Source organism: Pedobacter nyackensis, from assembly GCF_032678475.1.
In the GTDB taxonomy this organism is placed as follows: Bacteria; Bacteroidota; Bacteroidia; order Sphingobacteriales; family Sphingobacteriaceae; genus Pedobacter; species Pedobacter nyackensis_A.
Genome location: NZ_JAVTSF010000001.1, coordinates 523,090 through 543,155 on the forward strand (window position 1 = coordinate 523,090; position 20,066 = coordinate 543,155).

The 20,066-nt window shown below is 34.5% G+C and carries 17 protein-coding genes; 6 read left to right on the plus strand and 11 right to left on the minus strand.

Going from position 1 to position 20,066, the window contains the following annotated elements:
* Positions 1 to 19: 19 nt before the first annotated feature.
* The gene (locus R2Q84_RS02165) at positions 20 to 721 is read left to right on the plus strand and encodes a 4'-phosphopantetheinyl transferase family protein (RefSeq protein ID WP_316814878.1); all 702 of its coding nucleotides are present in this window, start codon (positions 20 to 22) and stop codon (positions 719 to 721) included.
* On the opposite strand, the gene R2Q84_RS02170 is transcribed toward R2Q84_RS02165, so the two are convergent.
* Positions 722 to 1,891, minus strand: coding sequence for a glycosyltransferase family 2 protein (locus tag R2Q84_RS02170; RefSeq protein ID WP_316814879.1), 1,170 nt, complete (start codon positions 1,889 to 1,891; stop codon positions 722 to 724).
* A gap of 3 nt (positions 1,892 to 1,894) precedes the next feature.
* Positions 1,895 to 2,806, minus strand: a complete 912-nt coding sequence (locus tag R2Q84_RS02175) for a glycosyltransferase family 2 protein (RefSeq protein ID WP_316814880.1) — start codon at positions 2,804 to 2,806, stop codon at positions 1,895 to 1,897.
* Positions 2,807 to 3,015: 209 nt separating this feature from the next.
* Between R2Q84_RS02175 and R2Q84_RS02180 the strand changes: the two genes are divergently transcribed.
* From R2Q84_RS02180 to R2Q84_RS02190, 3 genes are all read left to right on the plus strand, one after another.
* Complete coding sequence (locus R2Q84_RS02180; RefSeq protein WP_316814881.1) at positions 3,016 to 4,812, plus strand: ABC transporter ATP-binding protein; 1,797 nt, start codon at positions 3,016 to 3,018, stop codon at positions 4,810 to 4,812.
* Positions 4,813 to 4,855: 43 nt separating this feature from the next.
* On the plus strand, positions 4,856 to 5,914 hold the full coding sequence (locus tag R2Q84_RS02185; RefSeq protein ID WP_316814882.1) for a hypothetical protein: 1,059 nt from the start codon (positions 4,856 to 4,858) through the stop codon (positions 5,912 to 5,914).
* Positions 5,915 to 5,987: 73 nt separating this feature from the next.
* Positions 5,988 to 7,250 (plus strand): hypothetical protein, encoded by a 1,263-nt coding sequence (locus R2Q84_RS02190; protein WP_316814883.1) that lies wholly within the window; start codon positions 5,988 to 5,990, stop codon positions 7,248 to 7,250.
* Positions 7,251 to 7,262: 12 nt separating this feature from the next.
* Here R2Q84_RS02190 and R2Q84_RS02195 read toward each other — a convergent pair whose 3' ends face one another.
* Positions 7,263 to 8,120, minus strand: coding sequence for a beta-1,6-N-acetylglucosaminyltransferase (locus R2Q84_RS02195; protein ID WP_316814884.1), 858 nt, complete (start codon positions 8,118 to 8,120; stop codon positions 7,263 to 7,265).
* Positions 8,121 to 8,129: 9 nt separating this feature from the next.
* On the minus strand, positions 8,130 to 9,128 hold the full coding sequence (locus R2Q84_RS02200) for a hypothetical protein (protein ID WP_316814885.1): 999 nt from the start codon (positions 9,126 to 9,128) through the stop codon (positions 8,130 to 8,132).
* A 603-nt stretch (positions 9,129 to 9,731) separates the two neighbouring features.
* On the opposite strand from R2Q84_RS02200, the gene R2Q84_RS02205 reads away from it, so the two are divergent.
* Together R2Q84_RS02205 and R2Q84_RS02210 are read left to right on the plus strand one after the other, a co-directional pair.
* A complete protein-coding gene (locus R2Q84_RS02205) occupies positions 9,732 to 11,168 on the plus strand; it encodes a hypothetical protein (protein ID WP_316814886.1) in 1,437 nt (478 codons plus the stop codon).
* Between the two features lie 14 nt (positions 11,169 to 11,182).
* Positions 11,183 to 12,748: a beta-galactosidase gene (locus tag R2Q84_RS02210; protein ID WP_316814887.1), complete on the plus strand. Its 1,566-nt coding sequence runs from the start codon at positions 11,183 to 11,185 to the stop codon at positions 12,746 to 12,748.
* Between the two features lie 6 nt (positions 12,749 to 12,754).
* Here R2Q84_RS02210 and R2Q84_RS02215 read toward each other — a convergent pair whose 3' ends face one another.
* Genes R2Q84_RS02215 through R2Q84_RS02245 form a run of 7 tightly spaced genes read right to left on the minus strand, consistent with a single transcriptional unit; the run spans position 12,755 to position 20,055 of the window.
* Entirely contained in the window at positions 12,755 to 13,561 is an 807-nt protein-coding gene (locus tag R2Q84_RS02215) for a glycosyltransferase family A protein (RefSeq protein ID WP_316814888.1), read from the minus strand.
* 45 nt (positions 13,562 to 13,606) lie between these two features.
* Positions 13,607 to 15,298 (minus strand): GMC family oxidoreductase, encoded by a 1,692-nt coding sequence (locus tag R2Q84_RS02220; RefSeq protein ID WP_316814889.1) that lies wholly within the window; start codon positions 15,296 to 15,298, stop codon positions 13,607 to 13,609.
* A gap of 6 nt (positions 15,299 to 15,304) precedes the next feature.
* Positions 15,305 to 15,868 (minus strand): gluconate 2-dehydrogenase subunit 3 family protein, encoded by a 564-nt coding sequence (locus tag R2Q84_RS02225; RefSeq protein ID WP_316814890.1) that lies wholly within the window; start codon positions 15,866 to 15,868, stop codon positions 15,305 to 15,307.
* A gap of 42 nt (positions 15,869 to 15,910) precedes the next feature.
* On the minus strand, positions 15,911 to 17,059 hold the full coding sequence (locus tag R2Q84_RS02230) for a glycosyltransferase family 1 protein (RefSeq protein WP_316814891.1): 1,149 nt from the start codon (positions 17,057 to 17,059) through the stop codon (positions 15,911 to 15,913).
* Entirely contained in the window at positions 17,052 to 18,221 is a 1,170-nt protein-coding gene (locus R2Q84_RS02235) for a glycosyltransferase (RefSeq protein ID WP_316814892.1), read from the minus strand. The genes R2Q84_RS02230 and R2Q84_RS02235 overlap by 8 nt, the downstream gene beginning before the upstream one ends.
* 1 nt (position 18,222) lies before the next feature.
* Positions 18,223 to 19,422, minus strand: coding sequence for a glycosyltransferase (locus R2Q84_RS02240; protein WP_316814893.1), 1,200 nt, complete (start codon positions 19,420 to 19,422; stop codon positions 18,223 to 18,225).
* A gap of 18 nt (positions 19,423 to 19,440) precedes the next feature.
* The gene (locus R2Q84_RS02245; RefSeq protein WP_316814894.1) at positions 19,441 to 20,055 is read right to left on the minus strand and encodes an acyltransferase; all 615 of its coding nucleotides are present in this window, start codon (positions 20,053 to 20,055) and stop codon (positions 19,441 to 19,443) included.
* Positions 20,056 to 20,066: the final 11 nt, after the last annotated feature.

The following is a 20,066-nucleotide window of genomic DNA, read 5'->3' on the forward strand; positions in this document are numbered from 1 at the left end:
TTAAAGGGGTGCATTTAAAATGGTTAAAACTTTACATAGTCGAGATGACTGGGAACTGTGGACAAATAAATCATGCATAAATAGGCTTGAGAACCATCTTTTTAAGGTAAGTACCAGCCAATATTTTAGTAAAATAATACACCTGTATAAGCAAATACTCTCCAAAGACGAACTTTATAAGGCTTCTCGTTATTTTCACCAAAAAGATAGAGAAACCTTTATTGTTACCAGATATTTTTTAAGAACCGTTTTACCTACTTTTATCACAAACCTTAAAACTTCAGAAATTCAATTCCATTACTCAGGCAATAAAAAACCTGCAATTGATGGAATTGAATTTAATGTATCTCATAGTGGTGATTACGTCTTTATTGCGGTCAGCCCTAATCCAATTGGAATTGATATTGAGTCCATTGATTCTAAATTCGATTATCCCCCAATGCTAAATGAATTATTCAATATTGAAGAACAATTCTTTATCACTTCAGGAAAAAACAAACCATTGAACTTTTATGCGCTGTGGACCCGAAAAGAGGCAATATTGAAAGCTTCAGGCGAAGGTTTGATTGATCAATTAAACGAACTGAATGTTTTAAATGAATACATTACAAGAAATGAAATGAATTACAAGCTAGATACCTTTAATCTAGATGATATGAAATATGTATTTACCCTAGCCTTAAGCAATATGCAACTAACTAAATTTTGGAGAAACTGTTAACTATTTTCTTTTTGATTTTTCCCAGGCAGCACTTTGATTCTTTTTAAAATATCTTATGATACCTGCAATTACTGCGTAATTCATAACACAAAAGTAAAAAGGAATAAAAAGAACTTTGATACGTATGTTTTTGCTTTCAAAAAACATACCGATTAGACTTAACAGGTAAAACACGGTTTGTAAAGCAAACATTACTTTATAAACTGCTCCTCCATCATTGGCCACTATCAAAGCATTTAAAATAAAGACTAAAATGAGCAAAAAGGGGGTAATTGTCCATCTTAAAACCCTGTGACTAATATATTGAAAAGTAAGTATAGGGTAGTAAAAAGGATTGGCCGCTTTTTTTAAACGGAATATAGATTGAATCCCCCCTGCTGCTATCCTTATTTTCCTTTTCAACTCTTCTTTTGTATTGGCCGAAGCCGTTTCCATAGCATACGCATTCGGCTCATAGGCAATAACATACCCCTTTTCAGCTATTCTCATGGCAATCATATGATCGTCAATAATCGTATCCGATTCAACAGGTTGATACAATGCTGTTCGTATACTAAACAACTCGCCAGCGGCACCAACATTCGAATATAACTCATAATCCCACTTTTTGAGTGCTGATTCGTATTTCCAATAGAAGCCCTCGCCAGCAGAACTAGCGTCGGCTTTCTCATCCACTAAAATTCGTTTTTCGCCCGCCACAGCTCCAACCCTATTGTTCTGATAATGCTTTACCAGCTCAAGAATTGCATTTTTATTTAAAAAGGTATTTGCATCTGTAAATATGGTTACATCACCATTAATAAAGGGTATAGCCCTTTTGATGGCAGCCATTTTTCCTGACCGAATATCCTCGTGTAACAACGTAATTCCATCAATATTCCGCAGTTTTTCGACCGTTTGATCAGTAGAGCCATCGGTAATGAATATAACTTGTATTTTATCTTCCGGATAATTGAGTTCAAGCGTGTTTTTCACTTTATCAATAATGATGTCTTCTTCGTTATAGGCTGCTATTAATACCGTAACTTTAAGCAAATGTTCAGGAATATCTTTAAAAGCTACTGCTTTAGTTAATATTCTTTTTATTTTAACAAGAACAAACAATAGCAGTCCATATCCAACAAAAGTATACAAGATGATAAAAAGACTAACCCAGAAAGCTATAATCATATTTTATATTTTAAAACCAAGTTTATTACTGTTTTTTGTATTGGTAAAATTCCAAAGTATCCCCTTAAATACCCACTTTACTAAATCCGACCTGCCTTTTAAAAGGTATGCAAAAATTTGCTTACTACAAGCAAACAAAAGGTAGTAAACAGTAAAAAACAGTGTATTGTACAGACTGGTATTCCTCCTGATAAAAAGCAAACGGTTGCGTGTCATAAAATAAGTTTTGATACTACTTTCTTTACCAACACTCATAGATTCTTTATGATAAACTCTGGTTTTTCCTGTAAACCAAATCTTTTTACCTGCCTTTTTGAATTTCTCACACCAGTCTAATTCCTCGTAATACAAAAAGAAATTTTCGGCCATCATACCAACAGTTTCCAAGTCTGCTTTGCGACACATCATTGCAGCACCATGGCAATATCCGGTTTCCCTACTATCCATGTCGAACTGCCTTTTATCGATTTCCATATTGCCAATCCCCTGATTTCTGCAGGTAAGATAATTCATCGCTGTAAACCCAGCGTATTGAATCACCTCAGGTTGATCAAAATATAAAATTAGGGGCGATATAATTCCAATTTCCGGATGATTATCCAACTCAGCAGTTAATGTCTCGATAAGGTTATCGGTAATTTCGGTATCGTTATTAAGTAATAGCAGGTAATCACCATTAGCGACTTTAATCCCGAGGTTATTACCTCCTGCAAATCCAAGATTCATTGATGATCTGATGTAAACAAGCCCCTGATAAACAGATTTAAACAACTCCTCATGATCTTCCCTACTCCCATTATCAACCAAAATAACCTCTACATTTTCAACTGATGTATTTTCCTTTACTGACCTGAGAAAGTCAAGCGTGACCTTCGGCTGATTAAAATTAACTGTGATTATCGAGGTTAAACTCATTAATTATGGCGTTTACTAATAAAGATGTTACAGAATGTAAATATACAGTCTTAAAAACAAATATTAACCACCTTAAACGATATAGTTTTTACACCAAAACCACTTTTAAAAACTAAAAATACCTCCCCCCATATTGTTTTTTAAACATTCTAAAATAGATATGACATTATATATATATATTTAAACAAAAATTCCGGACACGCCATCGTATGAATAGTTTAAAAAAACTTATCAAAAAACATTTTAGTAATTTTGTCTTTTTTTACCAATACCTACACAATAGAATATTCATAGCCCTTACCCTGAGTATCATTGTAACCGTTTTAGATGGTTTGGGTTTATCCATGTTCTTACCACTATTGCAAACTGTTGAACACAAAGGGCAAATCAATTCGGAAGTTCTTGGAAATCTAAGTTTCCTGGTTGATGGTATCCAGGCTATGGGTATAGAACTTACTACTGGCTTTGTGTTGCTTTTTATGCTCATATTTTTTATTTGTAAGGGCATTGCATATTACTTCACTTCAGCCTATATAGTTACGCTGTTACAAGCATTTATAAAAAAAATACGATTAAGATTGCTGAATGCTTTAAACAAAATGAGCTTTAAAAGTTTTATTACTTCAGATGCAGGTCGTATTCAAAACACGATGAGCGGAGAAGTAGATAGCGTAGCTAAAGCTTACTCTTCTTATTTTGGTGCCATTCAGGAAGGAATCATGGTTATTGTATATATATCCTTCGCTTTCTTTGTTGATGCGCAATTTGCTGTTCTTGTTACTGCCGGTGGAATGATCATTAGCATTTCTTACAAGTTCATTTATAATCGTACAAAAAGTGCATCAAAAGAGTTAACGTCTTCTAATAACAGTTATCAAGGATTAATTATCCAACATATTGGAAACTTTAAATATTTGAAGGCTACCGGAAGGATACAGCGTTACGCTGAAAAGCTTAAACGTACAATAGACGAAATAGAATTTTCGAGAAAAAGAATCGGGATACTAGGTGCCATAGGTTCTTCCGCAAGAGAACCATTATTGGTTGCGGTTATAGCTGGTGTAATTCTAATACAAACGGAAATTTTTGGAGGTACAATGGCCACAATTTTAGTTAGTTTATTATTTTTTTACAGAGCATTAACGGCCTTAATACACACACAGGGGCACTGGAATGCCTTTTTAGGTAATAGTGGTTCTCTCGAAAACATGCAGGATTTTATAGAGAACATTGAATCTAACAAGGAAAAAAATGGATCTATAAAATTTGAAAAATTTGAAAGATCAATACACGTAAACAATGTTGACTTTGCTTATGGCGACACAAAGATCTTAAGAAATATCCAATTGACCATCCCAAAATACCAGAGTATAGCTTTTGTTGGTGAGAGTGGTAGTGGCAAAACCACATTAGTAAACCTCATTGCAGGCCTCCTGCCTGAGAATAAAGGAGAAATAAGTGTCGATGGTATCACATTCAAAGAATTAGACAAGAATACCTATCAAAATAGAATAGGATACATTACGCAGGACCCCGTAATTTTCAACGACAATATTTACAACAACATCACCTTTTGGGCAGAACAAACACCTGAGAATTTAGAACGTTTTGAGAGAACGATTCAACAAGCATCTTTATCAAAATTCATGCACAAACTTCCTGATGGAAAAGAAACAGAATTGGGTAATAATGGGATCAACTTAAGTGGTGGACAAAAGCAGAGAATTTCAATAGCCAGAGAACTTTATAAAGACATTGATATTCTGATTATGGATGAAGCTACTTCGGCATTAGATTCTGAAACAGAAATTGTCATTCGCCAAAGTATTGAGAGTTTACAAGGTAAATACACCATACTAATTGTTGCCCATCGTCTATCCACCATCCGCAATGTCGATCGAATCATATACTTAAATGAAGGAACAATAGAGTGTGAAGGTAATTTTGACGAACTAGCAGAAAAGCATGAAATTTTTAGAAAAAATGTTGATCTTCAAGGACGGTAAGGCTTAGCAAATACAATTAAATATTCACACGCTTCTTTTTATAATGATTTATAAAATCAAAAATTTATTAAAACGATTAATACATAATTTAGGATTTATAGTAGAACAAGTTCCGAATGACGATCAACTATTTGAAAAATTAGAGCATGCTCATGAAGCTGTACAGCACCATGAATTGAGGAAACTTGCACTTCAAATAAAAGTAGCGAATAATCAGAAACTATATAATAAAATCCTTAAGAGAAAGGTAGTAGACTGGGACAACAATTTTAACAGCTCAAAATTTGTTGGAAGCGGCTTTGGAACCGGAAATTTTGGAGTCTTTCGAAAGGTTTGTTTTGATGACAACTGCTATTTCGAAAAAGTTTACTTTAACAACACCAGAGATCTTTTAAAAATTGAATGGTTTTATACTAATGTATATCCTCTTCTTTCGAATATCTCTGTAAAACCACCAAAGCTCCATAAAGTCATAAAGGGGGATTTAATCACCATTGTTTACTTTGAGTTTATAGATCTTGTTTCTTTATCTCAGCAACAATTAGATGCTGCTCCCTTTAACATTTCGAAGCAACTTCTAGGTATTTCCAACTCTAAACAAATGAAGGAGCTGATCAATAATGCTGAAAGTTCACTCAAGGATTACACCAGTTATTACTACTACACTAGAAATATAAAAACTGCAGAAAAAGATATTCAAAATTTATCAGCGCATAAGCTTTCATTACATACAATTGAGGTAATTATAAATCAGCAACCATTGGTATTAACCCATGCCGATATTCATGGTACAAATATATTTTCAAATGATTATACTCTTGATTGGGATTCCTTCGGCTTTTTCCCTTTTGGCTTTGATACCGCTTTTATTCTATTTCAAAAATCAGAAACGCTGGATTTTCCAACTTTACAAGAAGTATTAATTAAAGAGTATAAAGAAATTATACCGAAAGACCAATGGGAAGACTTTGAGCTAAGCTGTTTATATTTCTATTTTATCTTCATTGCTTTAAATGAAAACACCACGATAAAAATAGAAATGCAAAAGAAAGCATTCTTAAGAATTAAAGAATTATATTGCAACAAAATAATCCAAAATTAGTTGTATAGAATATCAATTGCTTTTAAGAGATAGTGACCAAAATCCTTAAGCAATTAAAAAAGTAAAGATAAGCATGTCACATTATTACTCAAGCATCAAATTTTCTGAAAAAAACAACCGCTTCTCCCACAATTTAGAAGCTGATTACACTTGTTTTGCTTTATGGAAATCGGCGAGACCTTATCGAGACAAAATCAGGGCATTACTTTCTGCAAAATTTGAAATCCTTCTTGAAACTGAAATCGTATGGAGTAAGGAAAATTTTCATGACAATGCAGCCAGGCTTTATGAAAACCCTTTATATGATAGCATACCAAAAGAAAAGCGTAAATCTCAATTTGCTGACAAACTAGGAGATGAAAAGTTTAATCTATTTGTAATTAAAGATATTAAACCAGATTACGCATATGTGATTTCCACTTCTAAAATCATCGAATTATCTAATTTAAATACTGTACATGTAAAAGCAGAAATTAGAAAATGGATTTTTAATGACTTAGGTGTTGAATATGCTGTACATTCAACAAATGGCATTTACGAATTCTTTTTTCAAGCGCCACTATTGTTAGGCGTTGAATTATTTAATACACTAATGGATGGAGAAACACCTACTATCCCAAGAATCACCAAAGATTTAGAGGGAGCAAATGGTTGGTCGAACTGGGAAGAACTATTTAAAATTCTGAATTTAACTAATAACTATCTGGTCCTTAAAAACCATGAAGGGTTTCCACACGAAAACTCTTATAATCATTTAGAATTGTTAACAGATAACTATCAAAGGGTTGCCTCGGCTTTGGCCATCAATCAACTGTCGTCGGACGGGTCTAAGGGGTTTATTAAGGTTGGGGGTACAAATATTCCTGTTGACATAAGATTTATTGGAGATAAGTACCATAATACCTCTTGGCAAAAAGATATGTTGAACAAAAAGGTAAATAAAAACGGTTACTTCGAATTACGAACTGACATGTATTTTTTTTCTTTACTATACAGCTGCAAAGTTCAGAAGAGCACCGTTACTGATAAAGACATTGAAATATTAGATAAGCTAGCCAAGGATCTTAAGTTTACCTGGTATGAAAAAGAAATGTTACATAGTGACGATGCTATAGGTGAAATTTTGAAAGGATACTTTAAAGCCCATCAATATCATTATGAAGATCCCATAGATAAACAGCTTTCTCAAAAAAGACAAATTATACGACACTTGCCCAATGAAAATTCTATTATTGTCCGAGAGTCTAAGAAAACGAAACTAAAAAGAAAAATAAAGGATGTAATTCCAGAAAGCATGTTCCCTTTATTGAAAAACATCTACAATAAAGTGCGTTAGAAAGAAGTTATTTTAGTCAAGCCGATCGATGTATTGATCCAGCTTCGTTAAAATAGCTGCATCTACCTCCTCATCAAATTTCCTGGCAAAAACCATATTAGAATTAATCATGTCCTCGAAGTCAGCAACTCGGAGGATTTTAGGATTTGCCTTTCCTTTTGGAAAATGTATATAGCGCCAATTATTATTGACAATTTTATTTCTAAACGGAGAATTCATTAATATTGAAGGGATTACAAACTCATCCGTTCCCCAACAAAATCTAAGAAAACTGTGCAATTTCTTTTCTTTCTTAAAAACATCTAAAAGATAAACGGCAGATTCATGATTAATAGTCCACCAACACGCCTTACTTCCGCCATACAACTTTAATGCTAACGGAAACTTACGCTTAGGAAGTACTTTGTTTATTAGTCTTTCAACAAAAAATTTACCGGGAAAGCTAAAGTCTGTCAAATGATATTTTTGATATCTTTTCACCGCGTCCGTCCACCACTCCGACTCCTCCTCAGGTTCATAATAGATAAAGGATTTATCCTGATTTTCTAATAAAAGTTCTTGAATTGTATCACTTTTTTTTAGAGAATAATCCTGAGCACTCAATAAATTATAAAAACCATAATTATTTTTAAGTGCTTCATCTAAAGAACCCAACATTGCTTCCAGCGTACTATAACCACCCCAATTACAGACGACACGATTCTTTATAAAAAAAACATTCTCCAATTCTTTTAAATACAAGAAATCACTGATGTCAACTTTTTTATCGACATGGATGTAAAAATCAAAATCAGGATGCTTCAACCTTTTTATTAAGCGTTCTAATTGATTTGGATTTTTATGTACAATTAAAATATGGGCAGTACGCATCTCTATTTATTAACTTTTATTTGAACCTCTTTTTATTCCACAAAATAACTCTTTATAAACTTTAACATCAGTAGGGAAGTGTAAAAAAACTTGCACGGATTTCTTTAATCCGTATTTTAAATGTCCTAGAGAAAATGCCATGACTGCTTGTTCAAGTACCAAATCTAATTCTATTTTATTTTTCCAGTTTTTAGTTACACTCCTTATAAAAGAAATATCATTAAAATTGGCGGGTGAAGTTCTGTCGAATAATTCTTTAAGGAGACCATCAACAAGCACTTTCTGACGAGCGCCCCAATAGTGCAACAAAAATTTATCTGTTGGTCTTATTTCAGTTCTTTTCTGTAAAACAAGAGCAAAAGCAAGTTGTTCGCTAATAAACCAGTGGGAATTATTGTAAAATTCATCAACTAATTTAAATATATCAGGTAAATAAGAAGCAAAGCTTTTATCCAACCCCAACACACCGGAATTCCAGCAGTAATCATACTTACTGAATCGTTCTGAAGATCCACCAATAACAAATTCTCTATCCGTTATATAATTAATAAACGCTTCTGGGTATTGTCCCTGACCGAAACTGCTAAACAAAGCCAATCCTTCCTCGAAATTATATTCCCTTTTATGCATAAAACTCTTGTTCTCTGCAAATCCATCAAGCATTTCATCAGTTTCATGAATAAAAAAAGTATCAGAATCAACAAACAACAGATCTCTTTCTGGAAAAGCTTTAAAAGTTAAATCGATCACCCCCACTTTCCTTCGATGTATGTAATCCGTATCTCCCATCATCTCCATTAAAATCGTTTCCGTCAAAGTAACATATTCTACTTTGAGATCTTTAAAATATTCTTGAAAAAAAAACGGATTATCTGTATATATCAACACATTAACATCATCAATCTTATGACGCGGGGTCCAGGCAAAAAAACTTAAAACACAAAATATAGTTCTATAATACTCGGATTCCCGTCCATACGAAAGCAAAACCAAATTCTTATTTGTCATAGCACCTAATTATCCAAAAGTTAAAACTATAGCCTCTTCCAGGACTTACAACTAAAGAATTACAAGTCAAGTTAAAATTGCTATAAAGATTTCTATACTTTCAACATCGTCAAAAGCATTTTTTAAAAATAAGAAGAAATAGTTGTTTAACGCATACTATATTCAAATAATACAGCTAAATCTAGTTTAACGTATCCTCACTGTGGAAATATCAATTTACAGAGGGCTATCGATTAACAATATGTTAACAAAAAATCATTAACCAATTTAAAACGGGTATTATTTTCCCCATGCCAACTTTTCAAGGAACTACCTTACATTATTTCCCGTACACAAGTATAAATCCACAATTTAGCAAACAAAGGCCTGTTACGAGTCAAAATGTCATCAAAAAGTAAAAATAGAAATAAACTAATTTCTATAAATTCTTAAAAAATACGAGAAAAACATTCCCCATGTTGTTTAATTAAACATTTTTAAAAAAAAATACGGGGAATTAAAGCCACAACAATTCTACTTTGAATTAAAGCATAGTAGTTAATTGTATGATTTTTATTACAATTGCAAATCAATGGGATAAGTTATTATAATAACTTCTATATTATGGGAAACAAAATAAAGATGCACTTAATATTGTGTGTAGGGGTTTTTATGTTCTTTGCCTGCAAAAAAGGCGAAGTAATAAAAGAAAAAGAAAAGCCTACAGTAGCCGAACCAATCAAACCAAATCCACCTAAAGACACGACCATAACAACACCTCCTAAGCCAACCCTTATTTTTGAGGTAGGAACAGGATCAGGAAATCTTTCAATTGATGCAAATACCCTTAAAATCCCGACGAATTCAGTTATTAAGATAAAATCGGGCTCATATAGCAGTATCCGTGTAAGCAACTTTTTATATGAAACTGGAATAGTACAGATCCAAAATGATGGTCTTGTTGAATTGGTTGGTGAGAAACAATTAACTTTTTCCAATATCAAAAACGTAGTTTTCACTGGAAGCGGAACAAAAGGTTTAGATAAAGGGTTTGTATTTAGAGATAAAAATTCTGATGCAACATCAGTCCAATTGCTAAATAACATTGACAACTTTACATTTAAAGATGTGAAGTTTACTAATGTCAAAACATATAATGCAATTCAATATGACTCAAAAAAAGTTTACAATGGATCTGAATCATCATATTCTAAAAATATTAAGTTCAGCAATATAGAATGTGATAACACTGGTACCTTAATCAGATTCAGGGGCTCAGCTGAAAATGGCGCTATCGTTGGCTTAATAAAGGATATCGAAATCTCCTATATTACCTTTAAAAACTCTCCTAATGTTGGTAGTGTTGTTGCTATTGAAAATGTGCAGGGATATAATATTCATAATAATATTGTTCAAAATGTAAACCAGAGTAATGACAATCATAATGGGATATTCTACATGCAGGGTAACGGAAAGTTTTATAACAACAACATAAAAGATCATCAGGGCAATGCATTAAGAGCCTGGGTTTATAGTATAGGTACTACTCCTCAAACTACACTTATTTTCAATAATATTGTTGCGAACTCCAGACAATATGGTGCATTTGAGTTACAAGCTTTCACCAGGAATATGATGTCCGGCTCAACTACCTATTCTAATGCTATGGTTTTTAATAATACCTGTGGGAATTTATTACCTAAAGGAGGCTTCCCAGCGCAGGTTCTTGACCTATATAGTTTATTAGGTGGAAGTTGTGAGATTTTCAATAATTTCGGTTATAATTTCACATTGGTTGGACAAAACAACACCAACTTTATCTGGAATGAATTAAACGACACTAAACCGACAGGTTACAGTAATAAATATACAGCCACTTACAAGGCAGCTGGAATTTTAGATGATACGAGGTTTAGTCTGGGATCTGGCTCGATCCTGAAAAACAGTGGATCAACGCTAAATGGCAGAAATCTGGAAACGTTAACAAATCAGGCCTACAGCAAAGACATCTACGGCAATCAGCGATCGCTCTCCAATCCATCAATTGGTGCCGTTGAATAACCAATAATCATATAATGAGATCCAGATTTCTTTTAGCTTTATTCCTTCTTTTTTCAACAAGTTGCTTGTATTGCAAAAAGAAAGAAAGTCTTCCAACCATCCTTCAGGAAGAAAATAATGGAAATCCGGATCAAACTCCAGATGATAGTCTAAATACCCCAAACGGAACCCTTTTTAAAGATATGATAGGGGTAAATGGTTTTGATTGGGAGTATACGCAAAACAATTCTACTGAGCTTGATAACAATAAAATTGAATTAATAAAAACGTTCAGCTCCTTCCGTCAATATCTTGACTGGGAGAAAATAGAACCAGAAGAAGGTTCATTTAATCTTGGACACTATGACAAAATCTATAATAAGAATTTCGAATTAAAAATAACCACGTTACTTTGCCTTCAAATTATCCCCAGCTGGATGAGGAGAAGTTATCCGGAGTATAATGAATCTGATCCTTTCTCCAGCTTAAGAGATTATACACCTGTACGATATGGTGCGGATAAATCCTCTCCTGCGTCTTACATTCAGATGGCAAAAGTTGCTTTTCAATTTGCTGCAAGATATGGGTCAAATACTAATATTGATAAAAGTCTTATTAAAGCACCTTCATATGAACAAGGTAGTTATAAAATTGGGCTGAATACCCTTAAATATCTTGAGTGCAGCAACGAGCCTGATAAAAACTGGAGAGGCCCGAATGCCCAGCAAACTCCAGAACAATATGCAGCACAGCTTTCTGCATTTTATGATGGCCATATGGGGACTCTGGGTGCAAATGTAGGGGCAAAAACCGCTGATCCCAATATTAAAGTAGTAATGGCTGGTCTTGCAGATCCTGATCCCGAATTTGTAAGAAAGATGATAAACTGGTGTAAAATAAACCGTGTAAAAAATGGAAAGTACACTTTATGTTTCGACGTTATCAATTATCATCAGTATTCAAACGAAAACATGAAAAAAGGTAAGGCTCCGGAACTTACAAATGTAGGTTCTGTAGCAGCAGATTTTGTTAAAATGAGTAAAGAAGATGCAAACGGGGCCGAAGTATGGGTTACTGAATGTGGTTTTGATGTAAATCCATCAAGTCCACAAAGAGCAATAGCCATTGGTAACAAGTCCACAAGAGATACTCAGGCAGACTGGTCATTGAGAACTAGCCTTTTGTATGCAAGAAAAGGCATTAAAAGGACTTTTTTCTTTATGCTTAATGATGTAAATATTAATGACGCGACTCAATATTCTTCTTCCGGATTAGTTGAAAGCGGGAAAAGAAGACCTGCAGCAGATTTTCTGCTACAAGCCAAAAATCTAATGGGAGAATATACTTATCAAAAAACGATTTCAACAGACCCTATTGTTGACCTATATACCTCAGGAAACAGTAAAATTTATGTCCTGACCATTCCCGATCAAAAGGATAGAAAGGCGAATTATACGATAATCTTGGATATAGGAATTCAAGAAGTTACCATATATAATCCGCTTGCCGGTGCTGAAAGTATGATTTCGAAAAAAGTGGCAGTTAACGATAAACTTGTCATAAATGTTACGGAAACGCCGACCTTTGTTAAAGTTAATTAGTAATTTCTATTTAGAAAACGAATAAAGTCTAGTCGTAAAAGCTTTAAATACCCCTCCTTGTTCGATTATCTGTCTATCAGATGTCCAGACCAGAGAATGATTGTTTTTTACACCATACAGTCTGCCAAATTTCTCTCTTAACTTTAATGCTAGATAACCATCTTCATTTGCACCGGGAGGGTGCTCATAACCACCAACTTCAAGTCCTTGTGTTTTTCTGTAAGCGGTACTACAGCCGTAAGCATAATAGGCTTCCTCTTTATTTCGTTGAATTACACTTTTAAAGATATCCCCTATTGTTTCATATAAAAAATAAGGAATCCTGGATTTAGAAGAATCTGGTAAAAATGCGAACCTACCATAGGCACATGCGATATCTTCATTTTCTAAAAGCGGTTTGCTCAATAAGTCTACCCAATATGGACTATAAACAGAATCCGCATCGGCATTCATGATAATTTTTCCCTTAGCAGCGGCCAATCCAGAAGCTCTCGCATGTTTAACTCCCTGTTTATATTCTATAATGTTGCTTACACCAGTCATCTCGATTAACGCTTGCGTATTATCATTAGAATTATTGTTAACAACCAATATTTCTACCCGTAAATCCGTAATCGTTCTTGCTAATGATGATATTGTTCTAAGTATAGATTTCTCTTCATTAAATGCAGGTACTACTACAGTTACATCAGGTTCATCATGAGAAAACTTTTTCAAATTCTCACGAATATCATTCACATGACCTAGAAACCAATCCGCATCATGCATTTGTTCTTTAATATAAGCAGGTACAGTTATTGGTCTGACAGGCATAGCATCTTTTTATAATTTATAAACATAACAATACTTCTTATATTCTTAAAGACTTCCTGATTTAATCTCAGCTACAGCATAAGCACATGCCCGCGCTGTTAGTGCCATATAGGTAAGCGATGGGTTTTGACAACCAGAGGATGTCATACAACTACCATCAGTTACAAAAACGTTTTTAACAGCATGAACCTGGTTAAATCCATTCAAAACAGAAGTCTTCGGGTCCCTTCCCATTCTGGCTGTACCCATTTCATGAACAGTATCTCCACCAGGTTTGTTATACGTAAATGTGTCTACGTTTTTAAATCCCGCTTGTATGAGCATTTCGCCGGCAGTCTTACGTATATCTTTCATCATCAACTTCTCATTTTCTCCAAATGAAAAGTTAATTCTAATCAAAGGCAAGCCATAGCGGTCTTTTTCGATTAAATCCAGACTTATTTTATTGTTAAAATCAGGTAAACACTCTCCCCAGCCCGCCATCCAAACGGCCCAGGGGCCTGGTTTTGTAAGTTCTTCTTTAAAATTACTGCCAAATCCCTTTAAGGAGCCAATCTTGTCCTTCCAATTTTCACGTTCGCCCTTTCCCTGTATATTATATCCTCTTAAAAATTCCAGTCCTTCATTGCCCTTTAAATTTCTATATCTTGGTATCAAAAAGCCTGCGGGTCTTCTGCCCTTATAATAACGGTCAGTATATCCCTCGTGTATCCCCATTGCACCCGATGATGAATGATGATCCATTAAATTATGGCCAAGCTCACCACTATCATTACCAAGTCCGTTCGGAAAACGTGCTGAAACAGAATTTAAAAGAATTGATGTTGAAGCGATGGTAGATGCATTTAAAAAAATCACCTTTGCATAGAATTCCATTTCCTCAAGCGTATTCATATCTATAACTCTTACGCCTTTAGCCTTTTGGGTAACATCATCATAAATAATCTCTTTCACAATTGAAAAAGGTCTTAATGTCAGATTTCCAGTAGCAGCTGCAGCAGGAATTGTTGCGCTATTACTACTAAAATATCCTCCGAAAGGACAGCCTCTGGTACATAAATTTCTATACTGACAGGGACCTCGTCCATTCCAGCCCCTGGTTAAATTTGCTACTCTGGCAATCATAAGTAGACGTCGTTCATCATCCTTTTTTATAGATTCAGCCAGATGTTTTTCTATACAATTTAACTCCATAGGTGGCAAAAAAATCCCGTCAGGTAAATGAGGTAAATTCTGACAGCTGCCACTTACTCCAATAAAGCGTTCTACATGGTCATACCAGGGAGCCAGGTCCTCATATCGAATTGGCCAGTCAACACCATTACCATCTTTTAGATTCGCTTCAAAATCCAAATTACTTAAGCGATAGCACTGACGTCCCCATAAAAGCGATCTACCCCCAACCTGGTAGCCCCGGATCCATTTGAATGGTTTTTCTTCAATATAAGGCTGCTCATTATCATTCACATAAAACATCCGGTCATCTTCATCTGAAATTGAGGCCCTTAGTGGTGTCGCCTCAATTTCCTTTTCCGTGTTATTTAACCGATATTTAAAGTCCCAGGGATTTAAATTGGCTGTTGGATAGTCAACAACATGTTTTACATCTCTGCCTCTCTCAAGCAAGAGCGTTTTTAATCCACGCTCGCAAAGTTCCTTTGCAGCCCAGCCACCGGTAATACCGGAGCCAATTACTATCGCATCATAAGTATTATACTTTATATCAGCTAGATTCATTTTCTATTATTGAGTTGCCCAGCATTTTTGATGAGGGGTTAATGGAATACAGGCCTGGTATGTTCCTGGAATATAATCGTAAGCCATTGCTTTTGTTGAACCAGCTTCAGAGGTACAATATCCCATTATTGCATAATACTTAAACTGGTACATAAAGCTATCACCAAATAATCTTTTAGATATTTTATGCACTATCGGACTTAGCTCTTCTTTATTTTCCAGATGTGTTAAAATATCTATTCTTTCTCTACCGTTACAATCAAAATAGTTCTTACTAAACTCTTTTAGTGTATAGTCTTCCAGATCTTTCAGTCCGGATATGAATGCATTCTGAGATTTCTTTTCAGTACATTCTTTAACCATTTTTAGAATAAAATCTTCAACCCCTACATCTTTAGCCCCGGGAGTATCTGTTGCAGGTATTATGGTATCTGCTATCTCTCCGATTAAGCCTTTCTTCGTATCCAAATAATTAAGGTCCGGTTTTCTAAAGATTTTCCAGAATTTAAAGCCTGCAAAAACTATTGTCGCAATTCCAAAAATTCCGAGAACAGCCGTTCTTCTATTCATAATCACAACACATCTGAAATAAACATTTAAACTTAATGAAAATTATTTTACGAATGTATCATATACAGAAAGTAATTGTTCCGCGGCTGATTTCCAGGTAAATTGAGCTGCTCTCTTCAACCCTTTCTCTTTCATTTTAAGCATTAAACTCTGATCCGACAACGCCGTTATCATTTTAGCAGTCAAATCTTCGTAATTAAACGGATCAACAAATAATGCTGCATCAGCCGCCACTTCAGGCATAGATGAAGTATCAGATGTGATTACCGGCACGCCACATGCCATGGCTTCCAAAATTGGTAAACCAAAACTTTCACGAAGCGATGGATAAAGAAACAGTGTGCTGCAATTATACAGTAATGGCATCTCTTCTAAAGGGATGTATCCTGGAAATAAAAAAAATGGCTTCAGATCTATTGCATTCAATTTACTGAGCAGCTCATAAACTAACTCTTTATCATAATCAAGAATAACAATTGGTAGGGCATCAGGAACTGATCTTTTATAACCAACATATGCTTTTACTACATTAATTGTATTTTTTTTTGGCGCCGTGTTACCTAAAAACAATATAAAAGATTCTGGTAATGAATGAGACGTTCTAAAATCAGATAAGCGAATGGAATCAAAATCTGTTGTAAATTTAGGACTTACCGCATTATAAATAACCTTCACAGTATCCTCTGGCAGATTCAATCTCTTCAGGATTACATTCCGTTCATAATTAGAAACTGTGATAATGAGTTTACAGGATTTTACAATTCTGGGTACAACTAACTTCCTGTAAATATTCCCGAAATTCTGATAAGCAGTACCTTTAAAATCTGTTTTTTCAAGATATATGATATCGTGTAAAGTAAGTACCAGAGGGACAGTTAAACCTAATGCAGAAGTATTACAAGTGGAGTGTAGAACATCTAAATTATCTTTTTTAACAGCCGCCGGTAAAACAAGTTGTTCCCATGTAAAATAAGTTTTCGCCGGAAGTGACCTGATCTTAAAATTATCAGTCTCAACAATACATTTATCTACGTCCTCTCTTACATAAATTATATAATCATTATAGGTGTCAATTTTTTGAAGCTCTTTAATGATCTCAAGGGCGACAACTTCCATTCCATGCTTCTTTCTCCTAAAAAGTCGCTGTACTTCTATACCTATACGTAACTTATTACTTTTTAATTTACTCATTGATTTCCCCTTTATAATAGTGTTCTGTCGCTACAGATATTTCATTAGCTCTCTTCGCTTTAAAAAGAGCAAGAATTTGAAAATAAATAAACTTCGGTACATTTTTAAGCGATGTGTATATTCTCTTGTCAGCTTTAAAATATGACAATGCACTAAATAAAGATATAAAGAACACGAGAAATAGAAGCGACCAGTAAACCAGCATCCATGGAACAAAAAGAATATTTCCTATAACACAAACAGCTGACAACATCATTAACATAAACAATGGTGGACGTAACAACATTATGCTAAATAAAAATTGGTTCTTATCCAGTCTACGAATGGACGTACTCAGTAATCTGCCACCAAGAAAAAAGAACTTAAACCAGGTATTAATCCAACGCGCCCGCTGGTTTACCAATTGAGCTGTTTTCGCAGTTTTTTCATCATACACAATTGCCTCCTCAGCAAAAGCAATCCTATGACCAGCGGATATAATTTCATATTGAAGAATTTTATCAAATCCTGCACCTTTAAAGAGGTTATCTTTAAGACATTTGATATATAGTTCCGTTTTAAATGCCATACCAGACCCAGACAAAGCTGCAGAAGACCCCGCCTCAAACATGAGTTTTCTATCTATAAAACGATAAAAGATATCTCCCGCTTCATCTAAACAGGCATAAGTTGTATCTAAATTTTTAGCTTTTCTAACCCCTTGTACAGCCAAAAATCCCTTATCAAAAACTTTGTTCAGTTCGTTAAAGTAGGCTGGGTGAACCAGGTTGTCGCTATCAATAATTGTAAGATATTCATGCGCTCTTTTAAAGCGGTCGATTGCATAGAAATGTGATTTGGTATTACTTGCTAGCACCAATTCAGGCCTTAGTAATATTACCCGCTCATCTTCAAATTTTAACTCGCTAATATCACAATTATCAGCAACTACATATATTAAATAGTTACTGTAATTTGCCTTTAATATAGAATCGACAACCATTGGAACAAGTCCTACTTGCTGGTAAGCTGTAATAATAACAGCATAATCGGTTTCAGCTACCTCGGAAGACTCGCATGAAATTTTAGTAAAGAATTTCAGAATGGAAAAGATAACTGGCATCAAAAAATGAATACCGATTAATAATTGCAAAAAGATAAAAACATATAATACTATACTCATTCTAATTATTTTTATCCATGTAGTTCTCTATGGATTCATAAATACTATTCACACTGTTTTCCCATGTATGGCTCTCAGCAAATTTCTTCCTTTCTTGCTGCAGTTCCCAACTGTCATCTGCTATAGCCCGCCCAATACATGCAACATAATCATCGTTACCATCTGCCAGATAAACATGATCTTTAAAAAGATCCATAGCCCGCGTTCTTGTTGCAACTGTTGGTTTGCCCATGGCAAGATATTCATCAATCTTCCGCGGATAATTACCAACTGTAACCTGGTTAACCAGCTGAGGATTTATGCAGATATCAAAAAACTGCATATAAAGCGATAATGTATCCAGAGGCTTACTCCCTGTAAATACAACATTCTTCAATTCATGTAAATCACTTTTCTGAAAATCTTCATCCTCTGGTCCTACAAGCACAATTGTCCAGTCTTTTCTAGCAGTCGCGATATGTCTGATCAATTCAATGTCTAAGCGTAAACTTTGCAATGCCCCAACGTATCCAATTATCGGAGTAGATATATTTACCAATTCTTCCGGTCTTGGTGCATTCTCCTTCAGCTTAAAAAGTTCCAAATCACACCCCTGCCCAACATAATAAGAATTAGGATTATAGTTTCGACAATAATCAGTCAGATAGAGGGAATTGGCCATGCAAAGTGTACTCCTTTCCATTAGCAAAGGTTCAATCCGTTCACCATGCTTTTTCCAATATTCAACTGCAAGCATGTAGTCCCTGGAATAATAAATACTCAAATCAGGTTTCAAAAAATCATTTAGATAAAAACCTTTAAACATTTCACTATCGTTAAACAATATAAAATCCTTAAAGTTTAATTTATCAATAGCGTGCTTTATTGATCGGGCGAATTTTACATTATTTCTCTTGTTAAAGAAATCGAATACATGCTTATTGTTAATCCAGTTTATTGATTCAACCAAACAGTCCGGATATAAATTCCATAAGTTATCAGAAACCTCGACTAGTCCTTCAGCTTCTTTATTAATTATCTGTATACGTTTTTTTATCTTAGGTTCATCGGCATCTTTAAATCTCGTTATCCTGTCTAAAGGGGAATTGACATATAATACACGGTTCTGTTTTGAAATTTCTTCTGCAATGTTTTTACAATTGCTTCCTATATCCGTATCCCATGCTTGCTGGCCTAGTATGACAATATCTTTATTAACCATGTAAATAATATAAACAACTTAAACCTTTTTCCATATACCTTCTTCAAAAGAATACTGTTTAACAACCTTTGCAGGATTCCCAACAGCGACACAATAATCAGGAATACTTTTCGTAACCACACTTCCTCCTCCAATAACTACGTGTTTACCTATCGTAACTCCTGCCGTTATTACTGAATTGGCTCCAATCCAAACATTATCACCAATAAAAATTTGCTTGCAACTTACCTTTTGTAAAGAAGGAGGAATATCAATCATCTCATAACCATGATTTAACCCCGATACAACTATGTTCTGTGCTAACATCACATGGTCTCCTATCGTCACAGGGCCAATGATCACGTTACCTATTCCTATAATAGTCTTTGCTCCTATAACAACATTCCCTACTCCATTATTTATAGTCGAAAAATCTTCAATTACAGAGCCTGCACCCAAATTAAACTCATTGAAAGGAAACACATCCAACCTTGTTCTGTTTCTAATGATAGAGCCTTTTCCTCTTTTATGTTTGAATGGATTTAAAAAAAGTCGCACCCAAAGTCTTGGTCGATGCTCATTTGATGGAATCAAAAGAGCTAATGCCAATTTTTTTAATTTAGGATTCTCTTTTATTTTTGAGATAATCGACATAGACTTAATGA